The sequence below is a fragment of the Novosphingobium chloroacetimidivorans genome, from assembly GCF_014204535.1.
GTDB classification, from domain to species: Bacteria; Pseudomonadota; Alphaproteobacteria; order Sphingomonadales; family Sphingomonadaceae; genus Novosphingobium; species Novosphingobium chloroacetimidivorans.
Genome location: NZ_JACHLR010000024.1, coordinates 25484 through 43234, shown reverse-complemented (window position 1 = coordinate 43234; position 17751 = coordinate 25484). Strand labels below are relative to the sequence as shown.

Sequence of the window (17751 nt, the reverse complement as noted above, 5' to 3'; positions counted from 1 at the left end):
CACAGCCAAAAACCCGGATCAAGCGTCTCCCCCAACCCACCTCGTCGAAAAGAACGTCAGGTCGGCAACGTGCCGCAGAGTTTCCGCACGGTCTGCCATCCTTTTTGGGAAAGCAGCAGCTCCGCCCTATGTCGGCTATCGCCGCCGGCCATTCCGAAAGCGGACCGGCAGCTCTCCACCACGTTGCGACGTTCCCGACCGGCAAACCTGAGGGACAGAAAGCCACTCACTTTGCGTCATTCCAGGCCAGGTCTGACGGCTTTGGGGCTTAGCGTACGTTTTCGACCATCCTCTCACCGGTCCCCTTATACGCAGGTCGACGTGAGATCATGCTCTCCGCCGCAGCACGGCATGCATCGAACGGATCAAGACGCGAGCTCCCTTTCGGCGGGCAAGCCGCCGGGATCACGCTATTGCGATCGCATTGCAGGCGACCGACGCGGGCGACGCTCGCTGGGTAATATGACGTGTCAAAGTCAGCATGGACACAAGTGCCGCAGTGAAACCCGCCCTCATCATCGCCGTGATCGACGACGACAAGGGAATGAGAGACGCGATCGTCGAAATACTCGAGCTGGATGGCTATGCCGGCAGGGGTTTCGCCAGCGCAGCCTCGTTCCTCGCCATAGAGCCGCTAGATCCCTGCGATTGCATCATTTCCATATTGAGGATGCCCGGCATCGACGGCGTCGGGTTGCAGCGCAGGCTCAACCTTGCCGGATCGCGCATTCCCATCGTCTTCGTCTCATCTTACGATCGCGAGCGGACGCGCCTCCGAGCCTTGGACGCTGGTGCCATCAGTGTGCTGCGAAAGCCAGTCAGCGCAGCCGAGCTGACGGATGCGGTGCATCTCGCGCTCGGCATCGGTGCACGGATCCTCTACGATGACTCACCAGGCATGGCGGGCGCAGACATCAAGCTGGTCTAGCCTCCGGCGCCGGCGGGAGGCGGCAGCTGAACACAGCGCCCCCGTCCGTTCCGTTCTCAGCTGCGATGTCACCGTCATGCGCGCGCATGATGCTGGCGCAGATAGTCAACCCCATCCCCATCCCGTCATCCTTCGTCGAGAAGAAGCCGTCGAAGAGATTGTCCAGATGCTCCTCCGCGATGCCGGGCCCGGTGTCAGCGACCTTCAGGACGATCCGTCCGTTTGCCTCCACGTCGGTCGACACCGCGATATGGCGAGGTCCCTCCCCCTCCCGCTGGTCGATGGCGTGCATCGCATTCACGAGGAGGTTGACGACCACCTGCTGCAGCTGGATCCGGTCGCCGAGGACCAGTGGAAGATGGCTTCGCAGAAGGGGGCGGATGGCGATCCGCCGCTGTATGCTCTCGTGGTGGACGAAACGCAGCGCGACATCGACGATCTCGCTCAGGGAGAAGCGGGCCGGAACGGGCACCCGCTTCGAGGCCATCTCCTGGATGCGGTCGATGATCTCCGTCGCCTCGCTGGCATTCGCCACCATCCGTTTGAGCAGATGCCGGACCTTGCCGAGGTTGGGCTCTGCCTTGTCGAGCCAGCGGATGCCGGTGTTGCCGTTGAGGATAATGGCACCGAGCGGCTGCCTGACCTCGTGCGCGATCGAACTGGCCATCTCACCGAGTGTCGACACCCTGGACGCGTGCGCGAGATCAGCCTGGAGCTGCCGCAACTGAGCTTCAGCCGCGCGCCTTTCGGTGATCTCCACCATGATGATAAAGGTGACATCCATCCGCTCGGGAGGCCGCGGGTATGTGACCAGGAAGAGCACGTCGACCACCCGCCCGCCGGAGGCGTTGATCCTCAACTCCTCCACATGTGTGCGGAGACCGTTGAAATGGGCGCTCATAACGCGCGCAACGGCCTGCGGCGTCGCCTCGAACATGTGCCGCACCGAGCGCGGGTAGTAGGATTCGTCAGTCTGGCCGATCAGCTTCATGGCCGCGTCGTTGGCCTGCGAGACCATCACCGTGTCGCAGGCGAACTCAATCAAGTCAGGGTTCTCCGCGAGATGAGCCTCGATGTCCACGACGCCCTCCGCCCTTAGCTGCTCGAATGCGTCCCAGGCGCTGCGCGAGTCTACGACCCACAACGCGATCGGCATGTGCCTCAGAAGGCGAGAGAAGGTGAGGTTCATGCCGGTGTCGTCCAGATCGGGCTCGAACACCTCGGCCAGCGCGAGGATCGTCGCTTCCGCCTCCGGCAACATACTGTTCATCCCCATCACTCCCGATCCGCAGGCGATGGCGGGCGCCAAGCATCGCCTGATCGGTCTCGCTCCATGCGATCCCATTAAGGCAGCCCATCCGAAGCCAGGCCGCTGACGATTCCGACCCTCGTTGGATCGAGGCGCGGCCCCGAACGGCGCAACGCCCGCAATTTATTTCACCTAAGCAACGAGGCAATCCCCGAACGGGTAAAGGGACGCCGCCCCCCTGCCTCAAAGGATGTGAAGTGGAGGAGCGTTTCGAAGCGCCTCGACCATCGGATGATTGCGGCCATCCCTTTTTAATTGCGAATGCCGGGTAACGCCCCGGATCGCAAGGAACTCACCCATGGCCGAAAGCTCGAAGAGAATGCGCGTAGCCGTACTTGTAGGAAGCCTGCGCGCCGGAAGCATCAACCTGAAGGTCGCGAAGAGCATGGCGGCACTCGCCGGCGACCGCCTGGACATCGAGATCGCGAAGATCGCCGACCTGCCGCTCTACAACGAGGACCTCGATCCCAACCCTCCAGCAGAATGGGTCCGCTTCCGCGAGCAGATCGCCGGGATGGACGGCGTCATCTTCTGCACCCCCGAATACAATCGCGGGGTGCCCGGAGCGTTGAAGAATGCCATCGACGTGGGCTCGCGCCCTCCTAGCGAGATCGTCTGGGCCAAGAAGCCGACGGCGGTCATCAGCGTCTCGCCCTATCCGATCGGCGGCTTCGGCGCCAACCATCAGGTGCGGCAGCTCTGCGCATTCCTCGACATGCCTATGCTTCAGCAGCCGGAGGCCTACCTCGGCAGGGTAACGGAGGATAAGTTCGGTTTCGACGACGTCGTGACTGACGAGCCTTTGAAGAACATCCTTTCGAAGATCGTCGACGCCTACCTCGCATGGTTGGGACTCACCAAGGCCTGAGGGTTCGAAACAACTTCATGCGCGGCGGAAGCAACCTGATCCGCGTGTTCTTCCAGAATGCAAAATAAGTCAGTCAGCCAAACAGATGCTGGACATAGTCGCAAACAGGTCTTGATCGAGTGTCCGAGGCCTGGGACCCATAAGCCGGGTTCCCACGGCGGCTAGAATGTCATTCAGCCTCTGCGTTGACGCGGAGGGCTGGATGGCAGGCTAGTTCTGGTTGAGCGACGAGCACTGGGTTCGACTGAAGCCGCTGCTGCCGAACAAGCCGCGAGGTGTGCCCCGGGGTGCACGACCGCCGCGTGATCAGCGGCATCGTGCATGTGCTTAACTCGGCCTGCCGATGGAAGGATGCGCCGGCGGCCTACGGGCCCCCGAAGACGCTCTACAATCGCAACGTGCGCTGGGCAATGGCGAGGGCCATTCAAACACGGAAAGGAGATCTATTCCAGATGGCGAAGGTGCTTGTTACCGGAGGAACCGGGTTCGTCGGTGGCCACTGCATCCTGCAACTGCTCGATGCCGGGCACGAGGTGAGGACGACCGTGCGTAAGCTCGAGCGCGCTCGAGACATCAGGAGCGTCGTCGCGGCGCATGGTCGCAATGCGGACGGCGTGGCGGTGATGCAGGCCGATCTGCTGAACGACGACGGCTGGACGAAGGCGCTGGATGGCGTCGAGTTCGTTCTCCATGTCGCCTCGCCGTTCCCGGCGGACGAGCCGAAGGACCCGCAGGAACTGATCGTTCCGGCGCGAGATGGCGCGCTGCGCGTCCTGCGGGCGGCGCGGGCCGCCGGCGTATCCCGCGTGGTGATGACCTCGTCGTTCGCGGCGGTTGGATACGGCATCCCCGATCGCGCCACGCCCTTCGACGAGAACGACTGGACCAATCCGAACGAGCCGTCGGTGCAGGCCTACATGCAGTCCAAGTTCCATGCCGAGCGTGCCGCCTGGGACTTCATCCAGCGCGGGGGCAACGGATTAGAGCTGGCGATGGTGAACCCCACCGGCATCTTCGGTCCGGTTCTCGGTCACGACTTCTCCACCTCGATCGGGCTGGTGCAGGGGCTGCTGATGGGCGCTCTTCCGGCCGTGCCGCGCATCGCGTTCGGTGCTGTGGACGTGCGCGACGTCGCCGACCTACATGTGCGAGCGATGACAGCGCCCGAGGCGAGCGGCGAACGTTTCATCGCCGTCGCCGGACCGGCGCTCTGGCTGAAGGACGTCGCCTCCATTCTGCACGATCACCTCGGTGAGCGCGCTGCCAAGGTGCCCACCGCCGAGATGGCGGATGAGGAGGTTATCCGCCGTGCGGCCGACGCGCCGGCCATGGCGGCGATCGTTCCCCAGCTTGGTATCGTCCGGGAGACCACGTCGGAGAAGGCGAAGACCCTTCTCAGATGGAAGCCGCGATCTGCCGAGGAGGCGATCATCGCCAGCGCGGAGTCGCTGTTGGCGCTGGAGGCTTCCGAGGCCGCATAGCCGCTCCCTTAGTCCTCAATCATGTAGAAGGAGTGGATCCGGTCGCGCATGAGGTTTGGGGTCCGCAATGATGATCGACCGGACGCGCAATTATCGGCATGTTCCGACGCACGCTGATCGAGAAGCAACTCACATTCCGTGCCACGGACCTGCAGTCAAGGATAGGCGGCGCGAGGGCGGCGAGAGCTGAGTGAGCTGACCTAATCGTCAGCTGGCAGCATACCGGTCGAGCATCGGGGGGCGGTGAAGGCATTTGGCGAATTTGAAGGGTCGAGTGCATAGCGGAGCTATGTTCGAGGCGCTGGGATGGAGCGGGTCCATCAAGATGGGGGTGTCACATGGAACGGGCACAGTTATACGTTTACGCCATCGACGGACCGGTCTCGAGAATGGCTGGTGACCTGCCCCCCGCTGGTTCCCTCGATCTGATGTAGAGCCGGCGCAACTCCGGTCGGACTAATCGTCACCCTCTCCAATCTGTGGTAAAGTCCAGTGCCTCTATCATGTCGAACAGGGAGCAGCAGGGCACGCCGAAGTCTCGACAAACATCAGGCACCTTTCGGTTCGCACCCTGCTTGCTCGGCTTTGAAACCTCAAAGCTAACAACGGTCCGATCTCCCAGCTCCACTCGAGCATAGGAAATTAGGAATGGATCACGCCCGACCAACTCGATGCCGTTCTCGTCGAGCGGTCCATACCCGCTGAGTGTCGTATTAGCGACCAGAGCAGCATCAAGATCCTCACTAAGAAGAAGCGCGGCTCGGCTCTCCTCTGTACAGAGCCAATCGACGATGTCCCCTCGGCCGGATACAACTTCCTCGTACTGCTCGAGCGGTACCTTGACGTTCCCGAGCAAGCCCTGGTGACGCAGCCAATCCCAAAAGACGGGAAAGCGTCGAAGCGGGTAGGCTCTACGATCTCCGGTTATGAGCGTGTCGGCGTCAAGAAGGTAAAGCAATCGAGCCCCTCTACGCCACTGCTTCAGTCATGCGGCCGATCGCAGTTGGCTTCACACCAAGAACCTTACTTGCCTTAGTGCTGGTAAGCGCACCGCCCGCAACCATGCGGTCGACGAGGCTGAGCAGCCCCTGGCCGATGCGGTGGCGACGCACGACATAATAATCGGGCGCGCCGCTGGCTGCCTTGCGCGGAAACTCAGCACGATCCTCATCAAAGCGGGCTGCAAGCCGACGATATAAGGCAGCATCAATCAGGCGCTCTCTAAGCATATTGTAGGCAACCATCTTGCGACTGACTTTGCGCGCATTGGCAAACGCGCCAATTCGCTCGACTAAATCGTCGAGATCCGGGATGCCCGCGAGCTCTTGCAGTTCCTCACGGCCAAGCAGAAACTTCGCAGCAGCGTCGTCGCAAAGCCGCTCGATTGCTTGCTCCCCGTCATAGCCACTAATTCCGCTCTGTCCGAGCAGGATGTGTCCGAGCTCGTGCAACAGAGTGAACGGCCATGCCGTCTTGGAATCGGTCTCATTGATGATAATGAACGGTGCGACCGGGTCGGCGAGTGCCATGCCACGGAACACTCCTGGGCTAAGGTTGGTCTTCCAGTGGCCGAGGTTGCCGATCAGAAGCACATAAACGCCTGCCTCCTCGACCGCATCACGAAGGCTCCTGAATGCTTGCTCGATCGTTCGTGCCTGTCGATAGGCAGCCCGGTCCAGTCCTAGTAGCTCTGCGATTGCACGGGCGAGGCCTTCTGCCCCGGACCGGGGATCGACGGATCCGACGAATGCCCTTGGTTCTGCCTCTTCGGCGTCTTCAAGCGCTCCCCTCACAAGCGCTTGGCGCGTGCGGACATCCCGGACGAGCGCATCGATCGTTGCTTCGGCACCGCTCTCCCGCTTGGGCAATGTCCGAAAATCATGAGTTCGGGGCGCTGGCGCCGGCGGTTCCGGAAGGTAGAAGGTCAGCAATGGGCGCCGGTAACGATCCGCCATCTTAAGAAGCTGCGGCCGGCTCGGCTCGCGCTCACCAGACTCCATCTCGGAGAGACGTGCGACCGCGCTTTCACCGCCGAGGCCAATCCCCCTGGCAGCATCCTCAAGCGTCAGGCCCGCGCTCTCGCGCGCCCAAGACAGGATCTGAGGATTGACCTTCGGCATGATCCTTAGCGGCTACTCCGTTGCAAACGTCGACTGCTATATGCTCACGGCACGCGATCTTGTCATTGAGAAAGCTGTCTGACTGCCCATGCCAGATAACCACCGTTCGCAACATCCCCGCCATTAACCGCACGACAGCTCCGCCGCCGAGGCACACGAAGCTTACTGAACGATACGCCCGCGAGTGCTACGAGGATCCTCAAACAGATCTTGAACCGCGAGTAGCCGGAACACGTTCCACCAACGCTGCCAGCGATGCTCGGCAGCATCGTGCAGCATGTGGCAGCGCTGGCATAGAGCAGCCAGATTGACGGGGTCGTTGTTGCCAGGATCATGATCGAGGTGAGCGCAGGCAAGCACGACATAGGTGCTTCGGGCGCTCAGCAGATCCGCGCCACGCACCGTAATCACCTTCCCGCTGCCAGTTCTCCAGCGCTGAGCATCGGCGTCCCACCACCGGCCATCGCCCAGGTGCAAGACCTTGCGCATGTGAGGCCGCTTGCAGTGTTCACACCGAGAATTGGCGCGGCCGAAGCGGATTGCCTTCGACAGCTGGGGCCAGTCGATCGGGTAAAACCAGCGGTTCTCAGAGCGGATCGGCATAGCCCGCTCTGAATCATTCGCGCTTGCTTTGGAGCTTTTTTGTACCCGCTTTATCCCCGGAGTGTTCCACCGCTGTTCGCATTGTGGAGGTGCCCTTGTGGTCAAGAACTCTTGACCCGCAAGCGGCATTAGAGGAACATAAGAAGAACACACGAGTCAGCTTTCCATGCCCGTCGCCAAAGAGAAAACACAGCCGATCCTTGCGGAATTGCGGTCTCTTGCCTCACCTTTGGTGACGCATCGAAGCTTGCCGTTCGGCATCGAACCGCTCGATCGGCGCCTTTCTGGCGCCGGCCTTCGTGCCGGAGCCCTGCATGAAATTTCAGCCCGAAGCTGCTCGCTGGCCGACGACGCAGCGGCCACCCTCTTCACCGCTGGGATCGCGGCTCGCGAAGCCCATGTCACCGGGGCTCCGGTCCTGTGGGTGAGCTGCCGTAATGACCTTTATGCTCCTGGGATCGAGCAGGCAGGCCTCGCAGCAAATCAGGTTATCCACGTCGAGCCGCGCGACGAGAAGATGTTGCTGGCGGTGATCGAGGACGCAGTGCGAGATGGAACGCCTTGCGCCGTCATCGCCGAAGCACGCAAGATGCCGATGGTCGCGAGCAGGCGCCTGCAGCTCGTAACCGCTGAAGCGGACTTGCCAGTCCTGATGATACGGCACCGCCGCAAGAGCGACCGGGACCCGCTTGAGGAGACGTCCACGGCTTGGACCCGGTGGCGGATAGCCAGCGCACCGTCAGAGCGCCTCGCCGTGGCTGGCGTAGGGCGGCCGCGCTGGTCGGTCGAACTCGCGCGTCAACGTGGCGGAGAGCCTTTCTCCCTGATCCTGGAGGGCTGCGATGAGACGGGTCGTCTCGCTGTTCTTGCCGAACTTGGCCATCGAGCGGCTGAGACGGTTGGAACGGTCCGCCAGGCCGCTGCCTGAGCGGGCGCCTCTTCAGCTTCCTGTCGACGACGATCCGGGTGCCTGCTCCGTTCCGCGCGGAGGTGGATGGCGGCCGGGCGCTCGCTGGGCTCAGGCGGATAGGGTCGATGTGCAGCAGCAGATCTACGCGCTGCCCAAGCATGCGCAGCCAGCTATGCGTAAGCTCGGACGCCGATCGGAGGCTGCAAGCCATCCTTTCAAGGGCAAGATGCAACCGACCGAGGGCGCTGGCGCCGTTGCGATTGCGAGTACCGAGCATGCGCCGCTCGCGCTGGTCAGCAAGGTCGGCCGCCGTGAGGAGATTGTGGGGGCTTGCCCGGCCGCGACCGAGCTTGGCATCCACATCGGGATGGCGGCGACGCATGCGCGCGCGTTGGTGTCCGACCTCGACTTCCGGCCTGCGAATCCGGACGCCGATGCACGTCTGCTAGACCGATTGGCGTTGCTGGCTGTCCGTCGCTGGTCGCCCATCGCGGCCGTAGCGCCGGCAGATGGGCTGTGGCTCGACCTGACCGGCTGCGACCATCTTCACGGCGGCGAGAAACGCTTCTGCGAGCGCCTGCTGGCCTTCTGCCGCCGCGCAGGCTTCACCGCCCGCGTTGCGATCGCCGACACACCCGGCGCTGCGCATGCGCTTGCGCGGTTCAGCCCGGGTGATCTCACCATTGTCGCGCCAGGGGGGGGGGTGCGCGCGATATCACCGCTGCCGATCGCAGCGCTGCGCCTGGAGAACTCTGCACTGGCTGCAGCACGCAAGTTCGGGGTCGAGACCATAGCCGACTTGCTGCCTGTGGCTCGCGGCCCTCTCGCGCGCAGGCTCGGCCTTGCCGCCATCAACCGGCTCGATCAGGCGATTGGCTCAATCGCAGAGCCGATCACGCCGCGTGAGGACCTGGAGATCCCGGCCGTGGAACGCCGGCTGCTGGAGCCCATCGGCACGGCAGAGGCGATCGCCCAGGTCATGGCTGACCTGCTTACCGATATGGCCGAGGTCCTGCAGGCGCGGGGTCTTGGCGCGCGTCTACTGCGACTGTCTGCGCTCCGCATCGATGGTGGCGAGGAGGTCATCGCCGTTGGGACGTCACGCCCGACGCGCGAAGCTTCCCACCTTCTGTGGCTTCTCAAGCTCAAGATCGAGCGGATCGATCCAGGGATGGGTCTCGAACAGTTCCGGCTCACGGCGCCGCATACCGAGCCGCTCGATGCCGTCGAACTTGGCAAGATCCTTGCCGGCGACGTCCAGGTGCGTGATCCCGCTCGTCTCGTCGACGTCGTCGCCGGCAGAGTGGGACCAGAGGCCGTGTTCAGGATGGCGCCAGTCGCCAGCCATGTGCCCGAGCGCGCGGCCGAGCGAGTGAGCCCGATCGCGGTTCCCGAGCGCTGGCCCAAGTGGCAGCGGCCGGTCCGTCTGTTCGCGCGGCCAGAGCCGCTGGGGGGCGTCTTGGCACTGCTGCCCGACCAACCGCCCCGACGGTTCGAGTGGCGTGGCTCCGCTTACAAGGTGGTTGCCGCCGATGGTCCCGAACGGATTCACGGCGAATGGTGGCGCCGCGACAAGGAAGTCTGGGCGGTTCGCGACTACTTCCGCGTCGAGGACGAACAGGGCGGCCGCTACTGGGTGTTCCGTCGCGGCGATGGCATCGACAATTCGACGGGCGATCTCTCGTGGTGGATCCATGGAGTCTTCGCATGACCGACTACGTCGAACTCCAGGTGCTCACCCACTTCTCGCTGCTGCGCGGCGCGTCGAGCCCTGAGGAGCTGTTCGCGGTCGCAGCCCTGCAGGGCTATCCGGCGATCGGGATCGGCGACATCGGCACCGTCGCAGGTGTGGTGCGCGCGTGGGAAGCGCAAAAGGCAACAGGCGTGCGCTCGATCGCCGGCGCTCGCGTGGACCTCGTTTGCGGCCGCCGGTTAATCCTATATCCGACCGATCGTCCCGCATGGTCGCGGCTGACGCGGCTGCTGACCGTCGGCAAGCGACGAGCGGGAAAGGGCAAGTGCGAGCTGCACTGGCACGATCTTGCACCCTGGTCAGAGGGCATGATCGCCATCCTTCTTCCGCATGAGGCGGACGGCGACAACGAAGCGGCGCTTGCTGATCTCAAGGCTCTCTATGGCCGCAGGGGCTATATGGCGCTGTTCCAGCGCAGGCGGCCGGACGACGCGGTGCGCATCGATGCCCTAGCGCGCCAAGCCAGTGCTGCGGGCGTTCGTGCCGTCGTCACCGGCGATGTGCTCTACCATGCACCCGAGGCGCGGCTGCTGCAGGATGTGGTCACCGCGATACGCGAGAAGTGTACCGTCGACGAGCTTGGCTACCGGCGCGAGGTGAACGCCGATCGCGCGCTGAAGCCGCCCGCGGAGATGGTCCGGCGCTTCGCCGCCTACCCCGACGCGCTACGGGCCAGCGTCGATATCGCCAACGCATGCACCTTCGACCTGGGTGAGCTGGCCTACCAGTACCCGCATGAACGGGTGATCGAGGGGTTAAGCGCGCAGGAAGCCCTAGAGCAGATGGCGAATGATGCGGCCGAGCAGATGTTCGCCGGGGACGTGCCGCAAGCCTACCGTGACCAGATCAGCCATGAGCTGCGCCTCATCGCGGAGCTTGGGTACGCGCCCTACTTCCTGACGGTCCACGCGATCGTGCGCGAGGCGCGGCGGCGTGGGATCTTGTGCCAGGGACGTGGCTCGGCCGCCAATTCCTGCGTCTGCTTCGTGCTCGGGATCACCTCGATCGACCCCATCAAGCACGAGCTGCTGTTCGAGCGCTTCGTCTCGGGTGAACGCCGCGAGCCGCCCGACATCGATGTCGATTTCGAGCATGAGCGGCGCGAAGAGATCATCCAGTGGATCTACGAGACCTACGGCCGCGACCGCTCGGCACTAACCGCTGTCGTGACCCGCTACCGAGCGCGCGGCGCGGTGCGCGACGTCGGCAAGGCGCTCGGCCTTCCTGAAGATCTTACCTCCTCGCTCGCCGGCATGGTCTGGGGCTGGTCGGCCGAGGGCGTGAGCGAGAAGCAGGTCGAGGAGCTCAACCTTGATATCGGCGATCGGCGGCTGCGCCTGACGCTCGATCTTGCCCGCCAGTTGATCGGTGTGCCCCGCCACATGAGCCAGCATCCGGGCGGCTTCGTCCTCACCCACGATCGGCTCGACGACCTGGTGCCCATCGAGCCAGCGGCCATGGAAGACCGCCAGATCATCGAGTGGGACAAGGATGACATCGACGCCCTCAAGTTCATGAAGGTGGACGTCCTCGGCCTCGGCATGCTCGGTTGCATGAACCGCGCCTTCAACCTGCTTGAGGAAGCCAAGGGCATCCGCAAAGGCCTCGCCGACCTGCAGGACGACGATCCTGACGTCTTCGCCATGATTCAGAAGGCAGACACGCTCGGCACCTTCCAGATCGAGAGCCGCGCACAGATGTCGATGCTCCCGCGCATGAAGCCGCAGCGCTTCTACGACCTTGTCATCCAGGTTGCCATCGTGCGGCCAGGTCCGATCCAGGGCGACATGGTGCACCCCTACCTGCGCCGGCGCGAGGGGTTGGAGAAACCCGAGTACCCGCGTCCTGAGCTGCGCGCCGTATTGGAGAAGACGCTGGGCGTGCCGCTCTTCCAGGAGCAGGCAATGAAGGTGGCAATTGTCGGCGCCGGCTTCACGCCGGCCGAAGCCGATCAGCTGCGGCGGGCCATGGCGACGTTCAAGTTTACAGGCGGCGTCTCGCACTTTTCGGAGAAACTGGTCGAGGGCATGGTGACCCGCGGCTATCCGCGAGAGTTCGCCGAGCGCACCTTCCGCCAGCTCGAGGGCTTTGGCTCCTATGGCTTTCCTGAGAGCCATGCGGCCAGCTTTGCCAAGATCGCTTACGCATCAGCCTGGATGAAGCACCATCATCCCGACGTGTTCTGCGCCGCCCTGATGAACGCGCAACCGATGGGCTTCTATGCGCCCGCGCAGATCGTCCGCGACGCGCGCGAGCATGGCGTCGAGGTTCGCCCGCCCTGCATCAACGCGAGCCGCTGGGACTGCACGCTTGAACCCAGCGGCAAGCGCTACCTCGCGGTTCGACTTGGGATGCGCCTGGTCCGCGGGCTGTCGAACGCCGATGGCGCGAAGATCGTTGGCGCACGTAGCACTACCCTCTTCGAGTCCGTGGAGGACGTATGGCGGCGGTCAGGCGTCCAGCGTGCAGCGATCGAGAAGCTTGCCGATGCCGATGCCTTCCACGCCTTCGGCGCCGATCGCCGGCAAGGTCTGTGGAAGGTGCGCGGGCTTGGCGAGGCACCACTGCCGCTGTTTGCTGCCGCCGATCGCGCGGCCGAATCCGTCAGCGCCGAGGGCAACGAGCCTGCCGTGTCGCTGCGGCCGCTGACCGACGGCCGTGAGGTGATTGAGGACTACCGCTCGCTGCAGCTCTCGCTGCGCGCGCATCCGCTCACCTTCTTGCGCGAAGAACTCACCCGGCGCGGTGTCACGCGCTGCGCGGACCTGCTGACCATCCGTGACGGCCGCCATGTCGAAGTCGCGGGCATCATCCTGGTCCGGCAGAAGCCCGGCAGCGCTAAGGGTGTACTGTTCATCACCATCGAGGACGAAACTGGCATCGCCAACGGCATCCTCTGGCCCGATCGCTTCGAGGCCCAGCGGCGCACCGTGATGTCAGCATCGATGATCGGCATGAAGGGTCAGGTGCAGAAGGAAGGCGAGGTGATTCACGTCATCTGCAGCAAGATCATCGACTACGGTCCGCTCCTTCATCGCGTCGGCGAGATGTCGTTCCCGCACCGCACGGGCCGTGGCGACGGAGCCCGCCACGCCGGCTCGCCCGATCGTGGAGACGCCGGATACAAGCAAGGGGGCTGGAGCCCGGAGTCGCGCAACTGCTACTGGCCTCCGCACGCCAACGGCATGGACCCGGAGGAGGTTGTGCGGTTCAAGTCGCACGACTTCCATTGATCCGTGGCCAGGCTGCACAAGCACCAGCGCGTCGTGATCGCGCTCTCAGTGCATATCTTGCGTTCCGGTGTGTCCAGATCGTCCGAGAGCCGGGTGGACGGCGTGGAGGTCCGCCTGGCGCTACGTTGCCTCGTGCCGCACTGTCCCGAGCGATGGCCTCTCGATCTCTACTGGGACGCGGCTCGCCAGGAAAATGAGATAGGGCGAGCCCAGGGGGTGACTGCCGCCTTCAACGGAATTGTGCGCCAGCTCAGGCGCGCGGGCTGCTACGAAGAGGTCTCGCCTTTGTAAGTGCCGCTATTCGCAGCCTTTCCTCGCCTCTCAGCGTTGAGCATCGCAGTCATCGAAAACCGAGGATTGCATGTCAGACGACAAGAACAAGACGGACGGCCGGGACCGCAGCCGGGTTGCGGGAAATGAACCCTACGAGGTGGAATACTTCGCTCAGAAGCATGGCCTGAGCGAGCACCAGACCCGAACGCTGATTCAAACCGTAGGCAACGATCGCGCAAAGCTGGACGCTGCGGCCGAGAAGGTCATGGGTATGCGCGGCAAGGACGCTGAGTAGAGCTTTGCTGCTGGCGGCCCTGGCTGCAGAGCCGCCAGCACATAGGATCAACCGTTCAGCTTATCCTTCACGGCTTTGGCCGGTGTGAAGGTCAGCTTTTTGGAAGCCTTGATGGTCATCGCCTCTCCGGTGGCGGGATTGCGGCCCTCGCGTTCCGGGCTGTCCTTGACCTTGAACTTGCCAAAGCCGTTAAGCGAGACCTCTTCGCCCTTTGCGGCCGCGTCGGCGATCGCGTTGAAGACGGCGTCGACGATCTTACGGGCGTCCGCCTTGGAGACGTCGGACGAGCTGGCGATGGTATCGGCTAGATCGCTGTTGTTCACGTTCGCAGTTCCTTATGGCTGATGAAGAGAGCTCACCCGCCTAGCGAGTAGCATCGCGCGGGTCACCAGGCTCGAGGATTGCTGGCAGTGTCGTGACGGCGTGATCGGGAAGGTGGAAGTGCAAAGCTGCGGTCCATCCTCCCGCGGCAAACAGCAGCCAGAGAACCAGCGGAACCCTGATCGGGGCCATGTTCGGCGGCACTCCCCAGGGCGACTCCCGGTACGCCTGCCACGAGCGGTTCACCTAGTGTCGCCTCATCACTGCCCCTAACGATCGGCCGCTAACCCACACTGATCTTGTGGACAATGTCCACCGCCGAACGCCCGCGTTGAACCGCTGCGTGCCGTCAGGCATAGTCCTGCGATGGATGAAACGGATGATGGCTTTGAGCAAGCCGCTCGCATCGTTGAAGCATACGCCGAGGCAGAAGGCGACGAGCGCGTTCTTGACCTGCTGGCGGATATCGCGCGCGACATCCGCGCCCGCGCTCTCAACGACTGATCAATGAATGTGCAATCGCGCGAGGATGGCTGGCGAGCCAGAAACGATCTTCGGAGCTTCGGCTACCCTCTTCTCCGAGCGGCCACGCGACAATCGCTTCGATCCTAGCGAGTTGCGCCCTGGTAGCCGCAACTACGTCATCCGGGAGCAGGACGGCGAGCGCGCCTGGGACGTGATGACGTGGGACGTTCTCGGCGGCCAAGCCAAGTGGAAGATGACGAACGTGCGCCAGCTTGGCCTGCCCCAGTGGCGAAGGCTGGCCGAGAGGCTAGAAAACCGCTGCTTGGTGCCGCTGACCGAATTTTGTGAGTTCACGCCAGAGAAGCACGATCTTGGCGACGGTAAGCCGCCGCTGAAAGGCGAGATGTGGTTCCAGGTGGTCGATCAACCGGTGTTCGCCGTGGCGGGCTTCTGGCAGCCTACCAGGGAGGGCAACGGCTTCACGATGGTCACTTGCGACCCCAACTGCCTTGTCGCGCCGATCCACGCCAAGGCGATGATAACGATCCTCGCGCCCGACGATGTCGAGACATGGATGAAGGGGTCCTACGATGAGGTGGTCGCGCTCCAAAAGCCATTTGATCCGGCCAAAATGACCGTGCGCGGCCCGGTTTTCCCCACCAGGCGTAACGAGCGATAGGGTTGCCGCCGGGTGATGATCGCTATACCCGGCAAGCCTCTGAAGGAGACGACTGACTTGCCTGAACCCAAAGCCTATCTGGAGATGACAGCGGACATCGTCACCTCGATGCTGAGCAACAACAAGCTAGGCGCTGAGGAGCTTCCTGGCCTGATCGGCTCGGTCTACACAGCCCTCGCAGACTTGGGTCAGGCCCCAATCACCGAAGAAGAACCGCAGCGTGAGGCTGCAGTGTCGGTTCGAAAGAGCCTCGCCGATCCGGACGTCATCATCAGCATGATAGACGGCAAGCCGTACAAGATGCTTGCCCGCCACATCGGCCTCCACGGCTACACACCTCAGACTTACCGCGAAGCATTCAACCTCAAGCCCGACTACCCGATGGTTGCCCCCAGCTATGCTTCAAAGCGCAGAGACCTCGCGAAGAAGATCGGTCTCGGGCGCAAAAAGGCCGTGGAAACCATCGCTAAGCCGGCCAATGGCACGCCGGACGTAGGCGCCGATGCGCCCGCACCCAAGAAGACGCGCCGTCCGCGGAGAGCGACAGCCTCGGATCAGAGCGTCTCTTCTTAGAACACGGCACCGATAGACCAGCACTTTGGCCCGGTTGGCAACAGCCGCTCGCCTGCTATGAGATTGCATGGCTCAGTCGCTCTTGATTGTACCACTTTACGCCAAAGCCCTACAGGCATTGGCGACAAGCATCGACGAGCGCCTGGAATCCCTGCGATGGACCCTGTCGGCGGCCGATCCTCAACGTAGGACGCCAGAATGCCCGGACGTCCTGGAAACCATGGTGATGACGCCGCAGGGTACTCGTGAGACCGCCTACACGGCGCTCTTTCGCGAGGGCTTCATCTACTTGGATATTGATCGAATCGCGTTCAGGACCTTCAGCGCTGACGAGATGGCGACACAACAAGCGGCACTGAGCGCCTACGAGACACTTGCTGTCATACGCAGCCGGATCGTGAAGCTGAACCGCGCGAAGCGAGCGCTCACAGCTCGAAACGAAGAGTTCTCGCTTGCTGCCAAGAACGCCAGTAAGATCGGGATGGTCTTCGGTTTTCAACGCCTGATGCTGACGATGGTCGCCGCGATCGCAAGCGAGCGGCACATGAAGGCATATCTTGCGTCCCTCCGCGTGGCAGACTGCTACGCATGGGCAACTCATCTCGAGGAGCAGGACCTCCTCGCATTCGCAACAAAGGTTCAAGCGCTCTACGAATGCTATCTGTCCCGCGAGGTCGTACCTGCAGCCCGCTTGGCGACGGAGATCAGGGCCGGGCACTACGGGTAGATAACACCGGTAACGGCTGTGCAGAAGCGTGACTGTCTTTGAAGCGAGGCAGCAGGGCCTCACTCCGATATTCGGAGCGGCCGAAGGCTGGGATCTTCCCGGCAAGGGTCGGCTCTATAATCTCAAACTCCCCGCCAAGGCCGCAGGGCTCAAGGGTTCTATCGGCCGACCCGGCATGGCGCGCTAACACTATCGACCAGAACCTGGTCACGGCGTCGCGGGGCGCTAGGTAATCCGAAACGGTTAAAGCTATCTCGACCTCCACCATAGCGTGCCGCAGTTCAGGAGCGCTCTCGATCATTGCCCAGATGATCCGGAAGATCGCTGGTCGGGCAACCAGTACCGCCAAATCCACCACAATCGTGCTGTTCGCCAGTGCCATGCCAGCGCGTAGCCATTCGAGGATTGCCAAGAAGCGCGCGTCGCTGGTGCCGCCTGCCTCGTACCCCAGTCTGGATGCTTCGAGTTCGGCAGCTTTCCGGCCCTCGTGCCCCCTCCAATGCAACGCACAAATCTCGTGCAGCATCTGCAGCTGGGTGAGGATCTCCTCGACCTCATCGTGGGACCAATGCTCGGGGACGTACCCGCCCTTTGTCTTTCTGAGATAGCCATCGACCGCCAGGGCGCTGATAATTTGAGGAGCAACCTTCGCTGCCGTTGAGAAGCGATCTTCAACCTCGACAGACGTGACGAGCTGGTCGGAAGCGATGGTGCCGTCCACAATCTCGCGACGCAAGGTGTTGTAGATGTGCTCTCGGTCGACCTGAGCCTGTCCCATCGCAACCTTCTCCCCGCCTCGACCACTTGCCCTGCCGGCAGCGAGGGATTGCGGTAGCGCGTGGGAGCGTCACCTGACTAGATCAGGAGATTATCAAGCAGTGGATCGCTCTAGGAACGAAGATGCAACAATGAGCATTCTTGATGTTCCGCTCATGTTCTGTTAGGTGTCTACCATGATCACCGTTCCAGGCCCCTACCTTTTTGCGCCGTACCCAAGCAACCCGGCGATGCCGTTCGGGCCGACGGTATGGCTCGAACGCTTGCCCGACACGGTCATCCACGAGGATGGGTATGGAGTGCCCATCGAAGGGAACCTGCTACTACCTCTTGTTGTATTTGCGCTGGGGTGTGTTCTATCGAAACTCGAAATTCCTTGGGGCCTTCTAGTCGGCTAAGGGTATTTCGATGGTAGTTTCTCGCGATTTGTGTCCGC

17 protein-coding genes and 1 pseudogene are annotated in these 17751 nt (G+C 62.9%); 12 read left to right on the top strand and 6 right to left on the bottom strand.

Going from position 1 to position 17751, the window contains the following annotated elements; all coding sequences use genetic code 11:
- Positions 1-481 precede the first annotated feature (481 nt).
- Positions 482-928 carry a response regulator transcription factor gene (locus HNO88_RS19140; RefSeq protein WP_184249602.1) on the top strand — a complete coding sequence of 149 codons (447 nt, stop codon included), beginning with the start codon at positions 482-484 and terminating at the stop codon, positions 926-928.
- On the opposite strand, the gene HNO88_RS19135 is transcribed toward HNO88_RS19140, so the two are convergent.
- Entirely contained in the window at positions 915-2198 is a 1284-nt protein-coding gene (locus HNO88_RS19135; protein WP_221420111.1) for a sensor histidine kinase, read from the bottom strand. The genes HNO88_RS19140 and HNO88_RS19135 overlap by 14 nt on opposite strands.
- 337 nt (positions 2199-2535) lie before the next feature.
- Here HNO88_RS19135 and HNO88_RS19130 point away from each other — a divergent pair, with 337 nt between their 5' ends.
- From HNO88_RS19130 to HNO88_RS19120, 3 genes and pseudogenes are all read left to right on the top strand, one after another.
- Positions 2536-3105, top strand: a complete 570-nt coding sequence (locus HNO88_RS19130; protein WP_281384053.1) for an NADPH-dependent FMN reductase — start codon at positions 2536-2538, stop codon at positions 3103-3105.
- Between the two features lie 220 nt (positions 3106-3325).
- Positions 3326-3515 (top strand): annotated as a pseudogene (locus tag HNO88_RS19125) (transposase); the annotation flags it as partial.
- A gap of 42 nt (positions 3516-3557) precedes the next feature.
- Positions 3558-4586 carry an NAD-dependent epimerase/dehydratase family protein gene (locus tag HNO88_RS19120; RefSeq protein ID WP_184249611.1) on the top strand — a complete coding sequence of 343 codons (1029 nt, stop codon included), beginning with the start codon at positions 3558-3560 and terminating at the stop codon, positions 4584-4586.
- Positions 4587-5049: 463 nt separating this feature from the next.
- Here HNO88_RS19120 and HNO88_RS19115 read toward each other — a convergent pair whose 3' ends face one another.
- The 3 genes from HNO88_RS19115 to HNO88_RS19105 all read right to left on the bottom strand — a co-directional run bounded on the left by HNO88_RS19115 (position 5050) and on the right by HNO88_RS19105 (position 7309).
- On the bottom strand, positions 5050-5544 hold the full coding sequence (locus HNO88_RS19115) for a DUF4411 family protein (RefSeq protein ID WP_184249596.1): 495 nt from the start codon (positions 5542-5544) through the stop codon (positions 5050-5052).
- Positions 5545-5554: 10 nt separating this feature from the next.
- Positions 5555-6706 carry an ImmA/IrrE family metallo-endopeptidase gene (locus tag HNO88_RS19110; RefSeq protein WP_184249593.1) on the bottom strand — a complete coding sequence of 384 codons (1152 nt, stop codon included), beginning with the start codon at positions 6704-6706 and terminating at the stop codon, positions 5555-5557.
- Between the two features lie 162 nt (positions 6707-6868).
- On the bottom strand, positions 6869-7309 hold the full coding sequence (locus HNO88_RS19105; RefSeq protein WP_184249576.1) for a hypothetical protein: 441 nt from the start codon (positions 7307-7309) through the stop codon (positions 6869-6871).
- A gap of 166 nt (positions 7310-7475) precedes the next feature.
- Here HNO88_RS19105 and HNO88_RS19100 point away from each other — a divergent pair, with 166 nt between their 5' ends.
- The 4 genes from HNO88_RS19100 to HNO88_RS19085 all read left to right on the top strand — a co-directional run bounded on the left by HNO88_RS19100 (position 7476) and on the right by HNO88_RS19085 (position 13773).
- Entirely contained in the window at positions 7476-8237 is a 762-nt protein-coding gene (locus tag HNO88_RS19100; protein ID WP_246382075.1) for an ImuA family protein, read from the top strand.
- Positions 8238-8445: 208 nt separating this feature from the next.
- Positions 8446-9930 carry a Y-family DNA polymerase gene (locus HNO88_RS19095; protein WP_246382082.1) on the top strand — a complete coding sequence of 495 codons (1485 nt, stop codon included), beginning with the start codon at positions 8446-8448 and terminating at the stop codon, positions 9928-9930.
- A complete protein-coding gene (locus HNO88_RS19090) occupies positions 9927-13205 on the top strand; it encodes an error-prone DNA polymerase (RefSeq protein ID WP_184249567.1) in 3279 nt (1092 codons plus the stop codon). Before HNO88_RS19095 ends, HNO88_RS19090 begins: the two co-directional genes overlap by 4 nt.
- A gap of 361 nt (positions 13206-13566) precedes the next feature.
- Positions 13567-13773, top strand: a complete 207-nt coding sequence (locus HNO88_RS19085; RefSeq protein WP_184249565.1) for a DUF3606 domain-containing protein — start codon at positions 13567-13569, stop codon at positions 13771-13773.
- Between the two features lie 47 nt (positions 13774-13820).
- Here the strand turns inward: HNO88_RS19085 and HNO88_RS19080 are convergent, their stop codons facing one another.
- Positions 13821-14096: an HU family DNA-binding protein gene (locus tag HNO88_RS19080; RefSeq protein WP_184249562.1), complete on the bottom strand. Its 276-nt coding sequence runs from the start codon at positions 14094-14096 to the stop codon at positions 13821-13823.
- 364 nt (positions 14097-14460) lie between these two features.
- Here HNO88_RS19080 and HNO88_RS19075 point away from each other — a divergent pair, with 364 nt between their 5' ends.
- From HNO88_RS19075 to HNO88_RS19060, 4 genes are all read left to right on the top strand, one after another.
- Positions 14461-14598 (top strand): hypothetical protein, encoded by a 138-nt coding sequence (locus tag HNO88_RS19075; RefSeq protein WP_184249526.1) that lies wholly within the window; start codon positions 14461-14463, stop codon positions 14596-14598.
- A gap of 7 nt (positions 14599-14605) precedes the next feature.
- Entirely contained in the window at positions 14606-15238 is a 633-nt protein-coding gene (locus HNO88_RS19070) for an SOS response-associated peptidase family protein (protein WP_184249523.1), read from the top strand.
- Between the two features lie 57 nt (positions 15239-15295).
- On the top strand, positions 15296-15811 hold the full coding sequence (locus tag HNO88_RS19065; RefSeq protein ID WP_246382074.1) for a Ros/MucR family transcriptional regulator: 516 nt from the start codon (positions 15296-15298) through the stop codon (positions 15809-15811).
- A 67-nt stretch (positions 15812-15878) separates the two neighbouring features.
- Positions 15879-16538 carry a hypothetical protein gene (locus HNO88_RS19060; RefSeq protein WP_184249517.1) on the top strand — a complete coding sequence of 220 codons (660 nt, stop codon included), beginning with the start codon at positions 15879-15881 and terminating at the stop codon, positions 16536-16538.
- On the opposite strand, the gene HNO88_RS19055 is transcribed toward HNO88_RS19060, so the two are convergent.
- A complete protein-coding gene (locus HNO88_RS19055) occupies positions 16516-17316 on the bottom strand; it encodes a hypothetical protein (RefSeq protein ID WP_184249514.1) in 801 nt (266 codons plus the stop codon). The genes HNO88_RS19060 and HNO88_RS19055 overlap by 23 nt on opposite strands.
- Positions 17317-17751: the final 435 nt, after the last annotated feature.